Here is a 16,905-nt window from a genome sequence, read left to right on the forward strand (position 1 = left end):
AATTTCTGTGCATTGTTAATTACCGACTACATCTAAGCTGTTGTTCTTATTAAAGAGAAAAATTCGCATCAGAAAACCCGTTCCATTTACTGCCGCATGGACAATGATGCAATACAGCAAATTTCGGGAACGAAAATATATCCACCCCATGAATAATCCAAATAAGAACGGCCCTAAAATGAAAGGATGGAAAACTGCAAATAACAGAGATGAAAAAATGATTCCAACAACTGGAGAATAGCGTTTTATTAAGCCGGACAGAATTATTCCTCTAAAATTACCTCTTCAACTATTGGAGCAATAATAGCCATACTAATAAAAGTTAGCAGACCTGTTTCATTTTTTATGCTCTCAAATATTTCTTTAATCATTTGCTGTGAGGCAATTGTCAAAATAGGAATTGGCATATATAGCGTAGCTATTCCGCCTACTATTGCAGCCATCAGAATCGCTGGAGTTACTCCTTTAGTAAGCCCAAACGCGCTGACAGTATGCTCCCTTCCAAAATAATATAGAAGAATGATCAACAAGACAACAATACTAACGGAACCGCTAACGAAGGCTATAATTTCAGTATTATGGAAGAAGCTAAAAATGCGCTCTGAAAGAACTGGAAGAAGGCAAAAGGCAAAAGCTATTATAGAAGCTTGAAGCATGTTAAAAGAAGGATTCATATCTTTTTGGATAGCAAAATTCATACCCGCTCTGAACTGAATAAACCATTCTATTGGTCCGAAAGCATTCAATATGATCGCAATGATGATATCTGTGGGTGATGGCGTTATTTGGTCAGTCTAAATCTTTCCACCATTTCAAAATGTCGTCTACCGACTCCTTGTTGGTCTTTGCACAATTGTAGAGGCCTAAACTTACTCTCTTCTTCTGCCGGAATGAATTAATAAAAATTATTGCATAACCACCAACGTCGGCATTATCGCTGGTCGGAATATTCGAAGATAAAGGGTTTAGAAAACAATTACATTTTCTGGTCGAGCCTATTAAATCCATCAAAGAATCAAGGTCCGAATATTTAACCCAATCGTCGGGAAAATCATCAGTCATAGTCGTTACATGTATAGTATAATGCTTGACTTCATTAGTTATAGTTAACGCCTTAATAAATGAAAGAGGGGTAAATTGTTTGGGAATCAGTAAAAATGAAGAGTCTTTTTTAATTACACTAAAATCATCAATTTGAAACCTAACTAAATGGTTAGTGCTTTTCCCATTTGCCTTTATAAATCCAATGTGGCTACAAGTAACAAGTGATAAAATTATCAAGAAGCGAAGATTTCTTGATCTGCTACATCTTTCGCTACAATATTTGACTTCATCCCAGACCTTTTCCCATTTCTTGCGCCAGGAGAAGGGCTTATTGCAGGTGGTACATATCTTTGTGGGCAAGTTTTGCTTTTTGACGTTTTTCATTCTTTTAGCTTCAGTATGAGCTTGGTTCCAATGTAACTGCGTAGGTGCTGGTGGTTGAATAGACAAAGTTCCATTTTTTTAGAATTACTTTTAAGCCGCTTTTCTTCGAGACCGTACATGAAGCGAAGGTTGTCTTGTTTTTTATGCCCCTTAATTGACGTCTAACAAAGAAACATGGATGTAAACTAATATAATAATTGTTTTGTGTTTCTAACGATATAAAATAAAAAGGTTTAGATTTTCTAATTACCGAAGCATGGGGAACAAGAGTAGAATAGCAGTCTAAAGCCATATTTGTAGCAGCAAAAGAGAGAAGTTTTTATAATTTAAACCTTCCTTTATATCATAATTCATCCTGATATTCAAACTGTTCATTTTACGTAGAACCGTTGTTAATACCATGTAGGTATATTTCAACAATATAAGAAATTTATACATTTTCAAACATCTATCATATGGTGGACAGCTTTTTGATATAGGCTACTTTAAAATATCTTCGTTTTTTAAGACACATTTATGTCTCTCTTTTGGTTGTGATGTGCGATGCCTTATTTTTATGTCAAACGCCTGTCAACCGGAACTTTAACGATATTAATAACTTTTATCAAATCATGATAACCAGTGAATAAGGGATCCAATAAGATATTATATTCAGATTGATTGACTACTGACCTAACCTTAATCCCTAATAATTTGTGATCAAATAATAGTTGGTCGCCTAGTCTTTTACACGCTAGGTTATCTAAAAAAGCCAATGATGAATTTTCTGATGTACATAAGACGTAGGTTCCTTTGTCATTCCATCGTCCACCTGCTCTGAAGGCGCCCATACCGGATAAATCTTTAGTTCTCTGTTCCGATTTTACGATTCTGTAAACATACATCTATGAATAAACTCCTTCTTCAATACGCGTTAGAACATCTTCTACCATACCTATTCCTGTTGGTGTAGAAAAAAGAGATAAGGGACTATCTCCATGCAAGGTATTATTGGGTTTAGATAGCCATCTTTGGACTTTTTCTTTGTCATAGAATACCCGGTAAGTATGCTCAAGGACTCTTGCAACTTCAATGACTAATGAAGATGTTCTTTTATCGAGTTTATCATCGTCTTGTTTTCTCTCGAGGGTTTTTATTGATATATTCAAAATATCTTCAACGAAATTCTTTTTAGACATGCCCGTAAAACTTATCACTGATTCAGCTGAAGCTTTACTAATACTGGCTCTGGAGAGTAATATAAGATCAAAATAATTTTTAATAGAAGTATTAAGCAACAGTTTGCCACCAAGGAGCTCACTAAGTCCGGGTGGTTGTGTCTTTGTCTGAAGTTAATCCGTATACGACATTTTTATTAAAAATAGCAATTATTGTCGCAATACTATAATTTTAACAAATGATCATTTATTGTTTGATAACTGATCTTATGTTAAATAATTTACCTATATTAATCTGATTAAGAAAACCATGTATCCCAGGGAACCACCAGAGAAGGATGTACATCTAGCCATGCTTGCCCAAACGTTATATAATGAACGAAAATTAGGAGTAAACGCTATTGTTGAAGAACTTTTGATTTCTGAAATGAAGTTATATAAATACTTTATCTCTCCTTTATATATGGCTTTAGTTCTTGCGGTATCCAATCATTCAAATGACCTAATTTTTTAGCTAACTGCTGACTCCCAGGTATTCCCCACGTTCTAAAGAAAGGAACAAGATTTTTATTTGTCGCCACTGAAAGCCTTTCAATGAAACGATCAATTTTGTATAAGTTGAACTTGTCTTTTTGAGTATAAAGGTTGTGTAGGGTATCGTCGGTTTGAATATCATTATAGATTTTAAAAACTTTTTTAAAAGGCTCCCAGCCAAATTCTTCTTGTAATTGCATAAAAGGTATCAGAGCAAGAAAAGGATCTTGTTTTTTATACCGTTCATAACTAGCACCTACCTCAAAATACGCATTCATAAGTAATCGTTGATGCCCTGATTGAATGTCTGGATGTGCTCTTTCTCGTGATTTGAACACTTTATCAAATACATACAACGTGAACAAATTACAAGTTACTTCTGTAGTGCCCTCAAATACCCATTCCGTATTTTGTAGGTTATGCCCTAGTTCGTGAAAGAAACCCCAATTAGCTCCTCCATCGCTTGGTGTTAGCAGCCTATTAGAATCGATAAGGAAATCTAGACAATTCGTTCTGTTAACCACACTATGTTCTAACATTATGGGATAACCCGCATGCATAAAACCATCTGAAATCTGCTCATCAACCACAAAGCGCACTGGCCTGCAAAGCGGTGCCTTAATTTGAGCTAATTCGTAAGCAGTCGAGATAATTCTATCCCACAAATTTAAAATCTTTTGAGGATCGTCAATCTTTTGTAACGCCGAATCAGGAAGAGTGATACTAACCTTATCCGAAGCAATCTCGCCCCAAGGTGCCTTGTTATTTGAAAGTTGTTTACACCAATCTCCTATGTCAGTCTCTCCGGATTTGAAATATGGGGCATAGACAACATTCTTGAAAAACAGGAAGGCATCTATTGTGGGAGCGTTTGATTTGATAGCAAGGTAAATTAGTCCACCATAAGGAGACGACGCAAATTTTAATTCATCATTGATCACAAAATAAGAAGTTACAGCAGGTAATCTCCTCCAATCTTGATCGGAATAGTCTGCTAAATAGTCAGAGTGAGCACCTATCACAACAGCAACATCATTTGTAGAAAATATTTTCGAACTGAAAGTAACATAAAATGGCTTACCGGGAACGGCATAAAGACCCGTACAATATAGAGTAAATTTTTCCGGGTCAGAATAACCCATTTTTTCATGCAATATAAAGTCCGCAGAATCGGGCTTTATATGCCTAAAATGAAATCTATTATTTGTCATTGAATAACTTGGTCTAACCATTCCAGGAAAATTTTTAGACGAAGGGTTCGATTCATAAATAACATTTGCGCTCAATCTCTTTTTTGATTGAGCTGAAAGTTTTTCACGAAGCACCTTGTCCGTTGCTTCAACTGGAGTTTGGGGGGAAACAGTAAATCTGTTCCTAGTTTGGTAACACCCGGAACAACATAACCATACTATTACTATTATGAGATGAATAAGCCTTGTTATGTTATACATATAACTAATATACTTACTTTGATGACTAAAGGAAAAATCTTCCTTTATTAAGACGAATACTTTCTTAAGTAAGTAATTATACTTTTGAGTGGTCTGAAAAACAAGGTAGCTTAATATAGCCAGCATTAAAAGTTACAATTATTTTACCTTGATGTTATACCTGTTAATAATTTTATAACCTTCGTCTTTAATAACTATTTCATAAAGGCCTGATTGCAAATAAAGATTCTTCGATGGGGATTTTTCTGAAATCTCAATAATATCAGCGGGAACACCATTATCCTCAAATTCATTATTCCGATAAGCAAAAACTAAAGCTGTCTGATGTGTACCAAGTTTTGAAGATGGAATGGTATGCTTGTGCTTATTTTTAATAAACCAATCGGGTCTCCCCTCAATAAAATTAGCCTTCGGATGAATAACCACAATATCGGTTTGTTCCGATCCAGTGTCCCCGTTATAGACGCGATCGTCGTGGGAAACTAAGACTACAGGATCGTTCGACTGGTTAAGCCGAAAAAACAAGTGATTGTTAGCTTCATCCGATTTTTCTAAAAACATCGTCTGATCAATTGTTAGTGGATCAGTTTTAAGCATATCCTTTAGCCTTCCCGCCATCGCTCTTTCCCACGGCTTATAAGCATTTTCATAAGCATGAGCGTAACCACAGTGAATTAACACCTTACCCTTTGGATTTTTTTTGATAAATCGAGCAATATTTTCAGCCTGCTCAATTTCGCGGTATTTTCCATATTTGTCTTTTGAAGCTTCATACGCAAACAATTTAAATCCAACTTTGATAGCTTCTACCACCAAACTGCCAAATTCCGGCTCTACGATATAGTATCCACTTTCAGTTGTCGGATACTTCCGACTGTTTACAAGTGTATCAGATAACGTTTCAAGCCCTAAATATCTATACCCATTCTTATAAAGACCTTTCAAAAGTGATTTAGTAAAAGTTCGATGTTGGGGTATATGATGAGCTTCATTGATTATGGTTATCTGTGCCTCTTTCGACTTACTTATTACATATTCGCAGGCATTCTCCTTTTTGCTTTTTATAAATGACAGACTATCTTCTTTGCTATACCCCTTCTCTATCACTCCGACCTCATCCCAGATTTTCAAAATATCCATATAATGACCACTGAATGATAGCGCTGCGGCTCCGGATTGATACTTCCCGCTTAATGTATCTTTATCAATTTCAGTCATGATGTCTTTGGAAAACTTATAGACCTCAGATTTTGTCTGACCAAATACAACCGTTGCATTTAGGAGAACAATAACAGCAGTGATTTTATTCATTTATGTGTTTTAAAAAGGCCACACCGGGTCGCCTACTGAAATATGAACCGGATTTCAAGGCCTTTTGAGCTATCTAAATGCGTACCTCATTATTGGCTGAAATAGCAGATATTACCAATGTTAGAAATAGAAACAACTATACAAGGACAGCCTATTGATGTTCGGCTAATACCTTCACAGCATTCTTGTTACCTGGAGATAACTTCAGTGACTTCCGGTAAGCAGCTAAACCCTCCTCTTTCCTATTCAATTTTAATAAGCATTCTCCCAAGCTGTCCCAAGTGTTGAATTTCGTAGGATAAAGTTCCGTATTGATTACAAAAACTTTTAGAGCATCATTTATTTTACCTGAGCTCATTAGCTCATATCCGAAGTCATTAATACTAGTTTCGGAAACATTATAAGCGGATTTTATTCCTTTTTCTTTCTCGGCTTTAATCAAACTTATCGTTTTATCAATATCCGAAGATGTTCGATTGTATTCCGCAATGGTAGGCAAATTCCAGTTCCTCACTGCCTCTCTCTGTTCAGCTAAAGTCGGGACCTGATAATATCGCCTTTCCTGATCAGTTACCTTAGTCGTATCTATTTCAAAGCTTTCCCATTTTGCATCAGCGCTTCTTTTCATATACTGGGTTCCATAAATCTGAGGCTTGTTTCTGCTCGTGAGTTCTCTGTCAATAGCGGCGGCTAAAAGCCATCTATCTACTGTGGAATCCATCTCGACAGCTTTTTTCATGTATTTAACAGCCATCCCATAAGCTACAGAATCTCTTCCATGCTGAAAAACCATCGCCGAATGGAAATAATCTTTACCGGTGACTATTGCTCCTTGTTTAATAAGTTCATAAACCCTGGCACGATGTAGGCTGTCCTCATTATTTAGCTTATTCCTATCAATGTTTGAAACCATTCTTGCACTCTGGTCTTGATCAAACATATTTTTCAATTCTACATTGTCTGTCTCCTGTGAATACGTAGCCAGAGGAAACAAAAAGAGGATTACAATCCGGTATAAGTTCTTATTTAGGCAAATCATATAGTTGTGTTTTTAATTTGTGGACACCCTTGATAACGAGGACATTCTCCATACAAATATTTTTAATTAGAGCTCAAGTTATAAAGATCTAACCTCCTCAATTTCATATTGTATAATGTGGCTTTTCAAATGTAATACTTTCCTGTAAACTAAGAAGTCATATCGAAAAATATCTATTTATTTCAAGCTATTCTTCAAACTCTTTATTATCAGTAATTTCATAATACCAATTCGTATTATCAAGTTTATTTATCTTACTAAAATGCTCTGACCAGCATTTGGTTAAAGAACTTTTACCACTTACAAAATAGCACTTACATATTTTTTGGGGCGTATTCAAAGTAAACGTAATGAACTTTCCTACAGATGGATCTCCTTCAATTATAACATTTTTGGAACTAAACCATTTAGGGGTTTTTAACTCGTAATATTTTCCAAGAACCATATTTGTATAATTTAGGTAAGCCTCAAAAAGCTGGTTGTCAGAGGCCTTCAATTTGTCTAATAAAAAGCCTTTAGTCTTTTGAGCAAAACTCTTGAAGGTAGAATCCTTTTCAGCCAGCGTTGCTGCCTTTTTGAAAACAGGAATCGTAATATATTCGTTTGTTTTTAGGTCATAAACGGCAATAGTTTTAAAGAACAGATTATTGATTTGAGGATTTATCATAAACATTCATTACCCTGCTTGTCCCTATAGATACATCATACAAACCTTCAAAGCTTTTATCTTTATTCAATTGATAAAAATCTTTACACAGTTTATATGAATCCGGTTGCTTTTGATCACAACTTGAAATAGCCATTATAATTGCTAAAGCAAAAACAGTCATCTTATAAGTCTTTAATCTCATAGTATAAAACTATTTAAACAAGACCTTCATCAGTCTACAAAAACAGGTGGATTATCACGCATTCTTAACACCAAAGCTTTTATGATCGTTTCACTACCTGCTCAGAAAGAGTGTCTCCTTCCTTCTTGCGTGGGAAAAACTTGTTGTTTTTGTTAGTCTGAATTTCGTCACCCAAAAGCTTACCCCAAGGTTTAAGATCATCAACACGGTCAAATACAATTTTGATTATCGCAATGATTGGAATAGATAGGAACATCCCTGCGACACCCCATAAAGCACCACCTAGTAACACAACCAAGATAGAAACAAGGGCATTAATTTGAACCTTTGAGGAAACGATATTCGGAACGAGGAAATTGTTATCAATGAATTGAATTAGGGCATATGCGCCCAAAATTCCCAACTGGGTGGTATATCCGTCTTTGGTGACAGTAGCAATGAGCACGGGTAGAAGAATGGCAATAAGCCCTCCAATATAAGGAATCATGTTTAAAATCGCACCAATAATCCCAATCAAGATTGCATACTGTACTCCCAGGATTAACAAGGCTGTAGAATTCATAACAGCCACAATACCCGCTTCGATAAGTAATCCCACCATATAACTTTGGATGGCAAGCTTTGTTTCATTCAATACATCTGCCACTTTATGGGAGTTTTCTTCGGCAAATACTTCGTATAAAAAGGCAAGAATTAGCCGCTTATACCAAAGGAAAAGAAACACATATACCGGAATCAAGAATACCACCCCTAAAATACCGAAAGCTGTACCAAGAGTCTTACCTACCAGCGCCTTACTACCGTTTGCTGCTTCGTTAATTAATTGAACCTGTTTTTGAATACTGATGCCGAATGACTCATTCAACCAGGTCCGGAACTGCGTCATAAGCTCTTCGGCCTTTTTTGTCAGTAAAGGTATGGTATCACTAAATTGTGCAATTTGTTTTGATAAGAAAAATGCAATTCCTCCTACCAGAATTATTGCAAGCAGCATAGCTAAAATAATTGACAGCATCTTTGGGATCTTCTTCTGGAACCGGTTTACCAGTGGGTTGAGTAAAATACCAATGATAACAGCAAAAGCAAGAGGCGTTAATATATCCCTTAAGTTTAGCAAGGTGTAAGTAAGAAGAATCAAACCGAACAGAGTTACGGTACTTTTAATGAAGAAGGGGTATTCTCTTTTCAGCATATGATGGGTACTTACAATTCAGCATTTACAACCATCTGCACTTTCAAATGTTTGAAAGTATTGATGGTTGTAAATGGTTTTTTAATAAATTGTCGATGTCTACACTATCTTTTTATACCAGACTCCTTTCTGTATTTGAACTGAGACAACAGACTTTTCCAGAGAGGGACAACTGAAGCAAAGAAAACCTGCGTCAATTTTACGTTATTTCTCCGGAAATTTAATGTCTAGCCTGGTAAACAAACAACGCCCCACTCACCCTTTTTTGAACGAAACCCGCTTGCCTATCAAAATATCTGAGATCAATTGCTTTGATTTTACGGCTTTAGCACCTGCAGTTGCCTGTTTACCGAACTTGGAATCAAGTCCCAGCATCAGGAGATTGCCTTTATAAAACATCTCTATAATCTTTTTCTCTCTGCCCGGATAGTTTAATGGTTGCCTATCTACCGCTTTTATAGGATAGTCAGAGGGGTTCTCGGATTGAAAAGCACCGATAATAGCACAGGGACTAAACTCTTTCCTATTTAGTAAGACGCTTTCATTGGTTTGTTTAATCGTAGAGTAGAGCATCAGTGACATGCTTACCAATGCCAGACAATCTTCTGGGACCTTTTCTTTAAAAGTGATCATTTGTCCTTCACTGGTTTGATACCCTTCCAAGTCAACATCCTGAAAGCCCAGGTTTTCATAATACTCTTCCCTGAAGTTGAAGGCGACCAGCATTAAGCGGATCCGGTATTTCATATAGGCCCCGCTTGCCCCTTTTGGCCTTTTAATATCTGTTTGCGTGTTCAAAGAACCAAGGGTAACGCTAACCAAACCCTCAAAGCTTTTGCTTACCGAATGGCTCATCTGCAGCACTTCATGAAGTTTGCTGTTCGCATTAAAGTCCAAACCGTTCATTAAAGAAAGGTTGCCATCATGCAGATCCCTTTTTCCCTTCTTCCCACTTACATTATTGAGTATCGACCGGTACACCATTTGTGTACTTCTGTAAGCTGCCGTACCATCTTTAAAAAAATAAACCGACTCAAATGCATTCCGGATGACTGCTGCTGCTGAACTGGAAAGTCCAAACTCAGTAGCGCTTCTGATGGTTTTTTCGGTTTGTTTAAATCTCTTTGCTTTGCCCTGAATGATATTCTTTCCTCGGTACTCCCGGTAAATCACCGAACCTGCGGTCCCATGTACTATTCCTCTCTTATCTATTGTAGCCATATCGTTAAAATTTATTTTACTAAAGGAACGATATAGGACTCAGACAAGCGAAAGGAAGACTAAATCTTCTTAAATCTTCTCTCATACAGCATATTCTTCCTGGATACGCAAATGATTTATTATAAAGGGCTTAATAATATACGTTTAAGGACTCGAAAGCTAACCACTCAAAATCAGTTGATATTTTGAAACGGATGAGTTAATTTGTTAGAATTAAGATAACAAGATAACAGAGACAAAAAATCATATTGAAAGCAAATTAAAAACAGTATGTTTCCGATGGAAGTCCAACCTACACTAGCTACAGTCGGACTTATACCGCTCTCATACTGCTAACTTTTTGGAATCTTTAATACGCAGGTAGTTCAATGTTACCTGTGTCTTGTCCGGAAAGATTACAAGAGCATGGTTATGCCATACACGTTTATGAAACAAAATCATCTATCTCGAACCGTTTAAAATTCTTTATAGGTTACTCGAAAATACACTTTGCTCTGTAGTTACTGACAAAAATAGGAAGACCATTTTCCAATTAGATTAACAAACCCTTTACACCGATTAAACCAAAATTGTAATATCGTGTCATAACCCCTGTTTTGTGATTTTAATCTTTCTGATACATGACCTGCGTCATTTCAATAAGGATTTCATGCAGTACTTTTGTATTGATTAATAACAGAGATCATATTCATCTTAACACAGCGATCACCATTTGGTCATGCTAGTTTAAAGATTCGAAAATAAAATTGCTTTGAGTTTGAGTTTGTTGATAAGTAGCCGGCACTAATTAGTTAGAGCCGGCTTTCTTTTTATATGACAGAATCGCATCTTAACCAGATCACTGTCAATATACATTTGACCGAGGACACTAAAAATTTCATAGCGGGAACCTTAACGCTTCAAAAATAGATCCTAAAAGCTTCAGAAATAGGTCCCTAATATGTTGTTAAACTGATAATATTGGAAGAGTAGGGTAACAATTTTTCTTCACCATTCAAAAAGCCTAGAGTAATCACAAAGCCAAAACCAGCAACCATACCCCCTAGTTCAAGTATAAGTTCGGAAGCGGCCGCAGCTGTACCTCCTGTAGCAAGTAAATCATCATGAACAAACACCCTGCTTCCAGGCTCAAATGCATCGGTATGAATTTCAATCGTAGCGGTTCCATATTCCAATTCATAAGATTTGGTCACAATAGAAAACGGAAGTTTCCCAGGTTTCCTAACTGGTACAAAAGGTTTGTTGAGCTTGTTAGCCAGCATCAATCCAAAAAGGAACCCCCTGCTCTCTACTCCGGCAATCACATCAATATCCAGATGAGCCAGTTTTTCAGCAAAAGCATCTACAATTTCAGTACACAGGGCCGGGTCCTTAAATATAGGCGTTACGTCCTTAAATACTATTCCCGGCTTCGGAAAATCATAAATATCCCTTACAACAGATTGAATCTTTTTACTGATCATTGGAAAATTAAATAAGGTGCAATTTTAAGCAAAATTTCAGAGTTAAGAATGCTTATCTGCCTCAAATCGTCTATTGAATGATATTCTCCATGCTGCTTCTTATACTGAATTAAGGCATTGATTTGTTTGTAACTGAAATAGGGAATCTTTTTTAAGTCCTCAAATGTAGCCGTATTGATATTGATCTGATGCAGGGATACTTGGTCCACGCGTACCTGGTTCTTTATTTCAGCATACTTCAGGGAGTCAATACCGAAAATCTCCCGCAGCTGCTCCTTGGAATGGAATCCACCTAACCTGTTTCTATATTTAGCAATGCGAAGAGCCAGCACTGGTCCGATCCCTATTATATCAACTAACTGAGCAGAGTCTGCAGCATTTAATTCAATAACCCTCAGTTCACGTTTTACATACTGGGGATAACTTTTCTTGACGAAATGGTAATCAGGATTAGTTTTTGATCCTGTATAATCATTCTTTTTAAAAGAGGCGTTCGGAAATGAGGTTTCGGGAATCCGTATATACGGCTCGAGATGATCATATTCATAAGCTGAAAGGGAGTAGATCTTCTTCAGATCTTCCTTCTTCCGAAAGCTTCCACCCTTATCTTCATAATGATGAATGACCTGGACCTGTTTTTCGGACAGCCCCAGTTTCTTCCAGTCTGCTGTGGCTAGCTGATTGGGGTTAAAAAGAAAATACTGTGCTTTTATACGCGATCCGGAGGGGCCTGTAACCCCAGAATGGGTATAAGAGTGAGAATTACTATAGGAAGAATGATTATACCCTGGCGAATTTGGATACGATGAATTTGGATTGCCTGTGGAAGACTCACTGACTGTTTCAGCAAATTTGGAATAGTCCGAAAAATGATAAACAACAGGCGACTGGACTGCAGCATACACCCAGGGGAATAAAGCAACTAAACAAATAAGAATACATAGAACCAATAATCCGTTTTGCTCCTTCTTTGTGAAACCAAAAAATGCATTTAACCACTTTTTCAATTCTCCTGTATTTATACTGTTTAGTCAGTACAAACATAAGACCTTGAAAGCCGCGAGAAAAAAACTTAAGAAATTTATTCAATTAAACTAAGAAATCTTCCCTTGGAGGGCTGAAACAATCGATCAACACACCGGGTTCCAGACAAAGGCAACCGTGAATAACATGAGGGGGGATATAATAACCGTCACCTTCCCGGATGATTTTACGCTCATCGCCAATAGTCATTTCGAATGAGCCACTGGCCACATAGGTTGTTTGAGAATGGTGATGCTCATGAAGCGTACCGATACTGCCGGCTTCAAACTTCACTTTAACCAACATTACTTTATCATCATGACCGAACATTTGCCTTTGAATACCTTCGCCAGCGTTTTCCCAAGCGATATCCTGGGCAAACTGATAAACTTCACTATGTATCATATCTATTTATATTAAAACATGTATTTCCATTTACAACGAGATGGATGAAGCCATGTTTGTTTTTGTTAAAGAATAAATAAACAATTAGACAATGGATTTCCAGAGCAAATCTTTCAATTCCTGAATTCCTTTTTGCGCTACAGCAGAAATAAACACATAAGGCAGATCAGGAACCTCCTTAGTCATTTCGGCTACAAGTTCTTCGTCGAGCAAATCCGACTTACTGATGGCCAGTATCCGGGGTTTATGCATCAGTTCCGGATTGTAATCTTCCAGTTCAGCAAGTAAGATATTATATTCTTCGGTGATTGTACGCTTAGTATCAGCAGGAACCATAAAGAGCAATACCGAATTTCGTTCGATATGGCGCAAAAAGCGGAGGCCCAATCCCTTTCCTTTAGAAGCACCTTCAATTATTCCCGGTATATCGGCCATGACAAAGGAACGATTATCACGATAAGCTACGATACCCAGATTAGGCACTAATGTGGTAAATTCATAATCTGCTATTTCAGGTTTAGCTGCCGATACGACAGATAGAAGGGTTGACTTTCCAACATTAGGAAAACCTACAAGACCTACATCTGCCAAAACTTTCAATTCCAGAATAACCCACTCTTCTTTACCTGCTTCGCCCGGTTGTGCGTAACGGGGAGTTTGATTGGTTGGCGTTTTAAAATGTGCGTTACCTTGTCCGCCGCGACCACCTTTGGTTAAAATTTCAGTTTGTCCATCAGTTGTAATCTCATATAAGATTTCACCGGTTTCCGAATCCCTGGCTATGGTTCCTAAAGGAACTTCCAACCATTCGTCCCTACCCGTTTTACCACTGCTTAATGAACTCGATCCGGAGTCTCCGTCACCTGCAATAACGTGTTTACGATATTTTAGGTGAAGCATAGTCCACAGCTGGCTATTGCCCTTTAACATTACATGTCCCCCTCGTCCACCATCTCCACCATCCGGTCCCCCTTTCGAGGTCAGGATATCCCGGTGTAAATGAGCAGAGCCTCCACCACCACGACCAGAGCGACAACATATCTTCACATAATCAACAAAGTTGGATCCCTGGGACATATAAATTCAGTTTATGAAAACTATTATTTAATTAAAGCTATTAGTAACCGCTGCGATAGAAGCAAAAATTTCATCAATGCTTCCGATGCCGTTCACACTTTGAAATTTGTTCTGTGCTTTATAAAAGTTAGCAACAGGAGCGGTTTTATTATTGTACTCTTCAATACGTTTACTGATTATCTCAGGATTCGCATCATCGGGTCTTCCAGATTCTTTTCCACGTAATAAAAGACGTTTCTTAAGTTCCTCGTTATCCACAATCAATGCAATCATGCCTGAAATAGCGGTATGCTTAGTTTCAAGAAGAATATCTAAAGCTTCAGCCTGTGCTACCGTACGTGGGAAACCATCAAAAATAAATCCGTTGGCTCCTTTATTGGAATCAAGCTTATTACTGATCATACCAATAACAACCGCATCCGGCACAAGAACACCCTGATCCATTAGCTTTTTAGCTTCTAGTCCTAATTCAGTACCTTGTGTGATTTCATTTCTTAGAATGTCTCCTGTGGATAGGTGTACAAGCTGATATTTTTCAATAAGCTTTTGGGATTGGGTTCCCTTACCGGCTCCCGGAGGGCCAAATAATACGAGATTTAGCATCTGGGTTATTTTTAAATTTTAAAAGCCTCTCCGTTAATCGAAAAGGCTTTTGAATTTGATTGTGGACTTAGAGGGAGTCGAACCCCCAACCTCCTGATCCGTAGTCAGGTGCTCTATCCAATTAAGCTATAAGTCCCTTCGCTAATGGAATGCAAAGATAGAAGTTCTTTCTATAATCCCTAAATAAAATTCAAAAAACGAGGCTTTAAATTAATAAAACCTCGTAATGAATTAATTATCAAAGCACTACAGGCAGTATAATAGTTATTGAGGATTATGAGATGGGCCTTTACCCGGTTTGGATATGGATTCTCTCATGTCGGTATCCGACTTAAGATTCTCTAATTTGTAATAATCCATGATACCCAGGTTACCTGAACGGAAAGCTTCGGCAATGGCCAGGGGCAACTGCGCCTCTGCTTCAATAACTTTAGCTCTGGCTTCCTGTGCTTTAGACCGCATTTCCTGTTCCGAAGCAACAGCCATTGCCCTACGCTCTTCAGCACGTGCGTTAGCCACCTTTAAATCAGCTTCAGCCTGATCGGTTTGCAATTTGGCACCAATATTTTCACCAATATCAATATCAGCGATATCAATGGATAGGATTTCGAATGCAGTTCCACTATCCAGACCTTTACCTAATACGGTCTTGGATATGCGATCCGGGTTTTCAAGTACTTCTTTATGGTTCACTGCAGAACCGATCGTAGTTACGATACCTTCGCCTACACGGGCCAGAATAGTTTCCTCTCCTGCCCCACCTACCAGCTGGTTGATATTGGCACGAACGGTAACTCTTGCTTTAGCAATTAACTGAATTCCATCTTTCGCTACCGCGGCTACCGGAGGGGTATTAATTACGCGAGGATTAACAGATAACTGCACAGCGTCAAATACATCCCTGCCAGCCAGGTCAATGGCAGTAGCCAGTTTAAATGTTAGTGGAATGTTGGCTTTATCAGCCGAAATAAGTGCTTTAATCACATTATTCACGTTTCCTCCTGCCAGAAAGTGGGTTTCAATTTCATTAGAGGAGATGTTAAGACCCGCTTTCGTGGAGATGATCATAGCATTGGTGACCAATGAAGGCGGAACTTTACGCAAACGCATCAGAAACAAGTTAAGAAGACTAATCTTCACCCCTGATAATTGCGCAGTAAACCATAAGTTCACCGGCAAAAGGTATAGGAAAAAGAATAGCGCTGCTACAATTCCTACTATTACCATTATTAATTGAACGTTATTAGGATCCATTTTTTATAATTAATTAGTGATTGCTTTTTTGATTGCATCAAAATCTGGAAGTTCTGATGCGGCTTCCAAGACCTCTGCATATATAATAGTCTGATTTTCGTCGATAACAAATGCCGCTCTTTTAGCTACACCTTTTAGTCCGAACACAAAATCTTCATAATACGCACCGTATGCCTGTGAAGTTTCTTTGTTAAAATCAGATAATAACGGGAACTGGTAGTGGTTATCTTCCTTAAACTGTGCCAGAGTAAAAGGAGAATCGACAGAAATAGCCACAATCTCTGCTCCTAACCCTTCATAATAGCCAAAAGAATCGCGCATCGTACAGAGTTGCTCGGTGCATACGCCGGTAAATGCCATAGGAAAGAAATGTATAATTAACTTTTTGGAAGAGTAATCGCTTAGAGAAACTTCTTTCAGCTCTGAGCTGAATAATTTAAAGTCGGGAGCCTTTTGTCCAGATGTTAATGCCATAATAAAAATTCAATATAAGGATGAGCAGTTTGATAAATTGACTCTGGCTAATATAGGTAAATTTATATATGGAGTAAGATATAATACAACAATGATACATCGTAAATTGATGTTTCAGAAGAATATAAATGAGGAAAGGGTTAAGCTTTTTTTACGGATGGATTTTTTTTTACAGTTCCGAATAAGGCGACTAAAAGTATCACAATGGAAGTAACAATAGCCAACACCCATGGTTCATTATACCATGCGTATGAAAAAGAAGTAAATGTGCTGTCAGGAGATTTTCCAATATCCGGATAAAAAGATTGTATTTGAAGAACCAACAGCCCCAAAAACAAATAAAAACAAGTAAATAATATAAACGCTTTATCTCTTATTAATTCTTTCCACTTCATTGTTTATATGCTATACTTTTGCATTTA

20 protein-coding genes, 1 tRNA gene and 1 pseudogene are annotated in these 16,905 nt (G+C 37.5%); all 22 read right to left on the reverse strand.

All coding sequences use genetic code 11. From position 1 onward, the window contains the following. Positions 1-15: 15 nt before the first annotated feature. Complete coding sequence (locus BFL47_RS20550) at positions 16-267, reverse strand: CPBP family intramembrane glutamic endopeptidase (protein WP_083257234.1); 252 nt, start codon at positions 265-267, stop codon at positions 16-18. Next, entirely contained in the window at positions 264-746 is a 483-nt protein-coding gene (locus BFL47_RS16295) for a hypothetical protein (RefSeq protein WP_069660862.1), read from the reverse strand. Before BFL47_RS16295 ends, BFL47_RS20550 begins: the two co-directional genes overlap by 4 nt. Positions 747-789: 43 nt before the next feature. Continuing rightward, on the reverse strand, positions 790-1,281 hold the full coding sequence (locus BFL47_RS16300; protein ID WP_245681393.1) for a hypothetical protein: 492 nt from the start codon (positions 1,279-1,281) through the stop codon (positions 790-792). A 30-nt stretch (positions 1,282-1,311) separates the two neighbouring features. Beyond that, a pseudogene (locus BFL47_RS20390) lies at positions 1,312-1,428 on the reverse strand (DUF2256 domain-containing protein); the annotation flags it as partial. Positions 1,429-1,982: 554 nt separating this feature from the next. After that, entirely contained in the window at positions 1,983-2,312 is a 330-nt protein-coding gene (locus BFL47_RS16305) for an RES family NAD+ phosphorylase (RefSeq protein WP_069660864.1), read from the reverse strand. Beyond that, positions 2,313-2,705: a type II RES/Xre toxin-antitoxin system antitoxin gene (parS, locus tag BFL47_RS16310; protein ID WP_170827341.1), complete on the reverse strand. Its 393-nt coding sequence runs from the start codon at positions 2,703-2,705 to the stop codon at positions 2,313-2,315. Between the two features lie 326 nt (positions 2,706-3,031). Next, positions 3,032-4,696 (reverse strand): M60 family metallopeptidase, encoded by a 1,665-nt coding sequence (locus BFL47_RS16315; RefSeq protein ID WP_069660866.1) that lies wholly within the window; start codon positions 4,694-4,696, stop codon positions 3,032-3,034. A 12-nt stretch (positions 4,697-4,708) separates the two neighbouring features. Beyond that, complete coding sequence (locus BFL47_RS16320; protein WP_069660867.1) at positions 4,709-5,881, reverse strand: hypothetical protein; 1,173 nt, start codon at positions 5,879-5,881, stop codon at positions 4,709-4,711. A gap of 151 nt (positions 5,882-6,032) precedes the next feature. Then, positions 6,033-6,920 carry a tetratricopeptide repeat protein gene (locus BFL47_RS16325; RefSeq protein ID WP_069660868.1) on the reverse strand — a complete coding sequence of 296 codons (888 nt, stop codon included), beginning with the start codon at positions 6,918-6,920 and terminating at the stop codon, positions 6,033-6,035. Positions 6,921-7,107: 187 nt separating this feature from the next. Then, positions 7,108-7,587: a hypothetical protein gene (locus BFL47_RS16330; RefSeq protein WP_139125855.1), complete on the reverse strand. Its 480-nt coding sequence runs from the start codon at positions 7,585-7,587 to the stop codon at positions 7,108-7,110. Then, positions 7,565-7,771, reverse strand: a complete 207-nt coding sequence (locus BFL47_RS19840; protein ID WP_069660870.1) for a hypothetical protein — start codon at positions 7,769-7,771, stop codon at positions 7,565-7,567. Before BFL47_RS19840 ends, BFL47_RS16330 begins: the two co-directional genes overlap by 23 nt. 79 nt (positions 7,772-7,850) lie before the next feature. Continuing rightward, entirely contained in the window at positions 7,851-8,963 is a 1,113-nt protein-coding gene (locus tag BFL47_RS16340; protein ID WP_069660871.1) for an AI-2E family transporter, read from the reverse strand. Between the two features lie 255 nt (positions 8,964-9,218). Beyond that, complete coding sequence (locus tag BFL47_RS16345) at positions 9,219-10,184, reverse strand: hypothetical protein (protein ID WP_069660872.1); 966 nt, start codon at positions 10,182-10,184, stop codon at positions 9,219-9,221. 935 nt (positions 10,185-11,119) lie between these two features. Further along, positions 11,120-11,647, reverse strand: a complete 528-nt coding sequence (locus BFL47_RS16350; protein ID WP_069660873.1) for an adenine phosphoribosyltransferase — start codon at positions 11,645-11,647, stop codon at positions 11,120-11,122. Next, entirely contained in the window at positions 11,644-12,654 is a 1,011-nt protein-coding gene (locus BFL47_RS16355) for a helix-hairpin-helix domain-containing protein (RefSeq protein WP_069660874.1), read from the reverse strand. Before BFL47_RS16355 ends, BFL47_RS16350 begins: the two co-directional genes overlap by 4 nt. An 82-nt stretch (positions 12,655-12,736) precedes the next feature. Continuing rightward, on the reverse strand, positions 12,737-13,075 hold the full coding sequence (locus BFL47_RS16360) for a cupin domain-containing protein (RefSeq protein WP_069660875.1): 339 nt from the start codon (positions 13,073-13,075) through the stop codon (positions 12,737-12,739). Positions 13,076-13,159: 84 nt separating this feature from the next. After that, the gene (gene obgE / locus BFL47_RS16365; RefSeq protein WP_069660876.1) at positions 13,160-14,152 is read right to left on the reverse strand and encodes a GTPase ObgE; all 993 of its coding nucleotides are present in this window, start codon (positions 14,150-14,152) and stop codon (positions 13,160-13,162) included. A gap of 27 nt (positions 14,153-14,179) precedes the next feature. Beyond that, on the reverse strand, positions 14,180-14,755 hold the full coding sequence (locus tag BFL47_RS16370; RefSeq protein ID WP_069660877.1) for an adenylate kinase: 576 nt from the start codon (positions 14,753-14,755) through the stop codon (positions 14,180-14,182). Between the two features lie 62 nt (positions 14,756-14,817). Continuing rightward, positions 14,818-14,891 (reverse strand) — tRNA-Arg (locus BFL47_RS16375). A gap of 128 nt (positions 14,892-15,019) precedes the next feature. Beyond that, complete coding sequence (floA, locus tag BFL47_RS16380; RefSeq protein ID WP_069660878.1) at positions 15,020-16,009, reverse strand: flotillin-like protein FloA; 990 nt, start codon at positions 16,007-16,009, stop codon at positions 15,020-15,022. Between the two features lie 9 nt (positions 16,010-16,018). After that, positions 16,019-16,483 carry a redoxin domain-containing protein gene (locus tag BFL47_RS16385; protein WP_069660879.1) on the reverse strand — a complete coding sequence of 155 codons (465 nt, stop codon included), beginning with the start codon at positions 16,481-16,483 and terminating at the stop codon, positions 16,019-16,021. Positions 16,484-16,623: 140 nt separating this feature from the next. Continuing rightward, complete coding sequence (locus BFL47_RS16390) at positions 16,624-16,878, reverse strand: hypothetical protein (protein ID WP_069660880.1); 255 nt, start codon at positions 16,876-16,878, stop codon at positions 16,624-16,626. Positions 16,879-16,905: the final 27 nt, after the last annotated feature.

It is taken from the genome of Arcticibacter eurypsychrophilus (genome assembly GCF_001730525.1).
GTDB classification, from domain to species: domain Bacteria; phylum Bacteroidota; class Bacteroidia; order Sphingobacteriales; family Sphingobacteriaceae; genus Arcticibacter; species Arcticibacter eurypsychrophilus.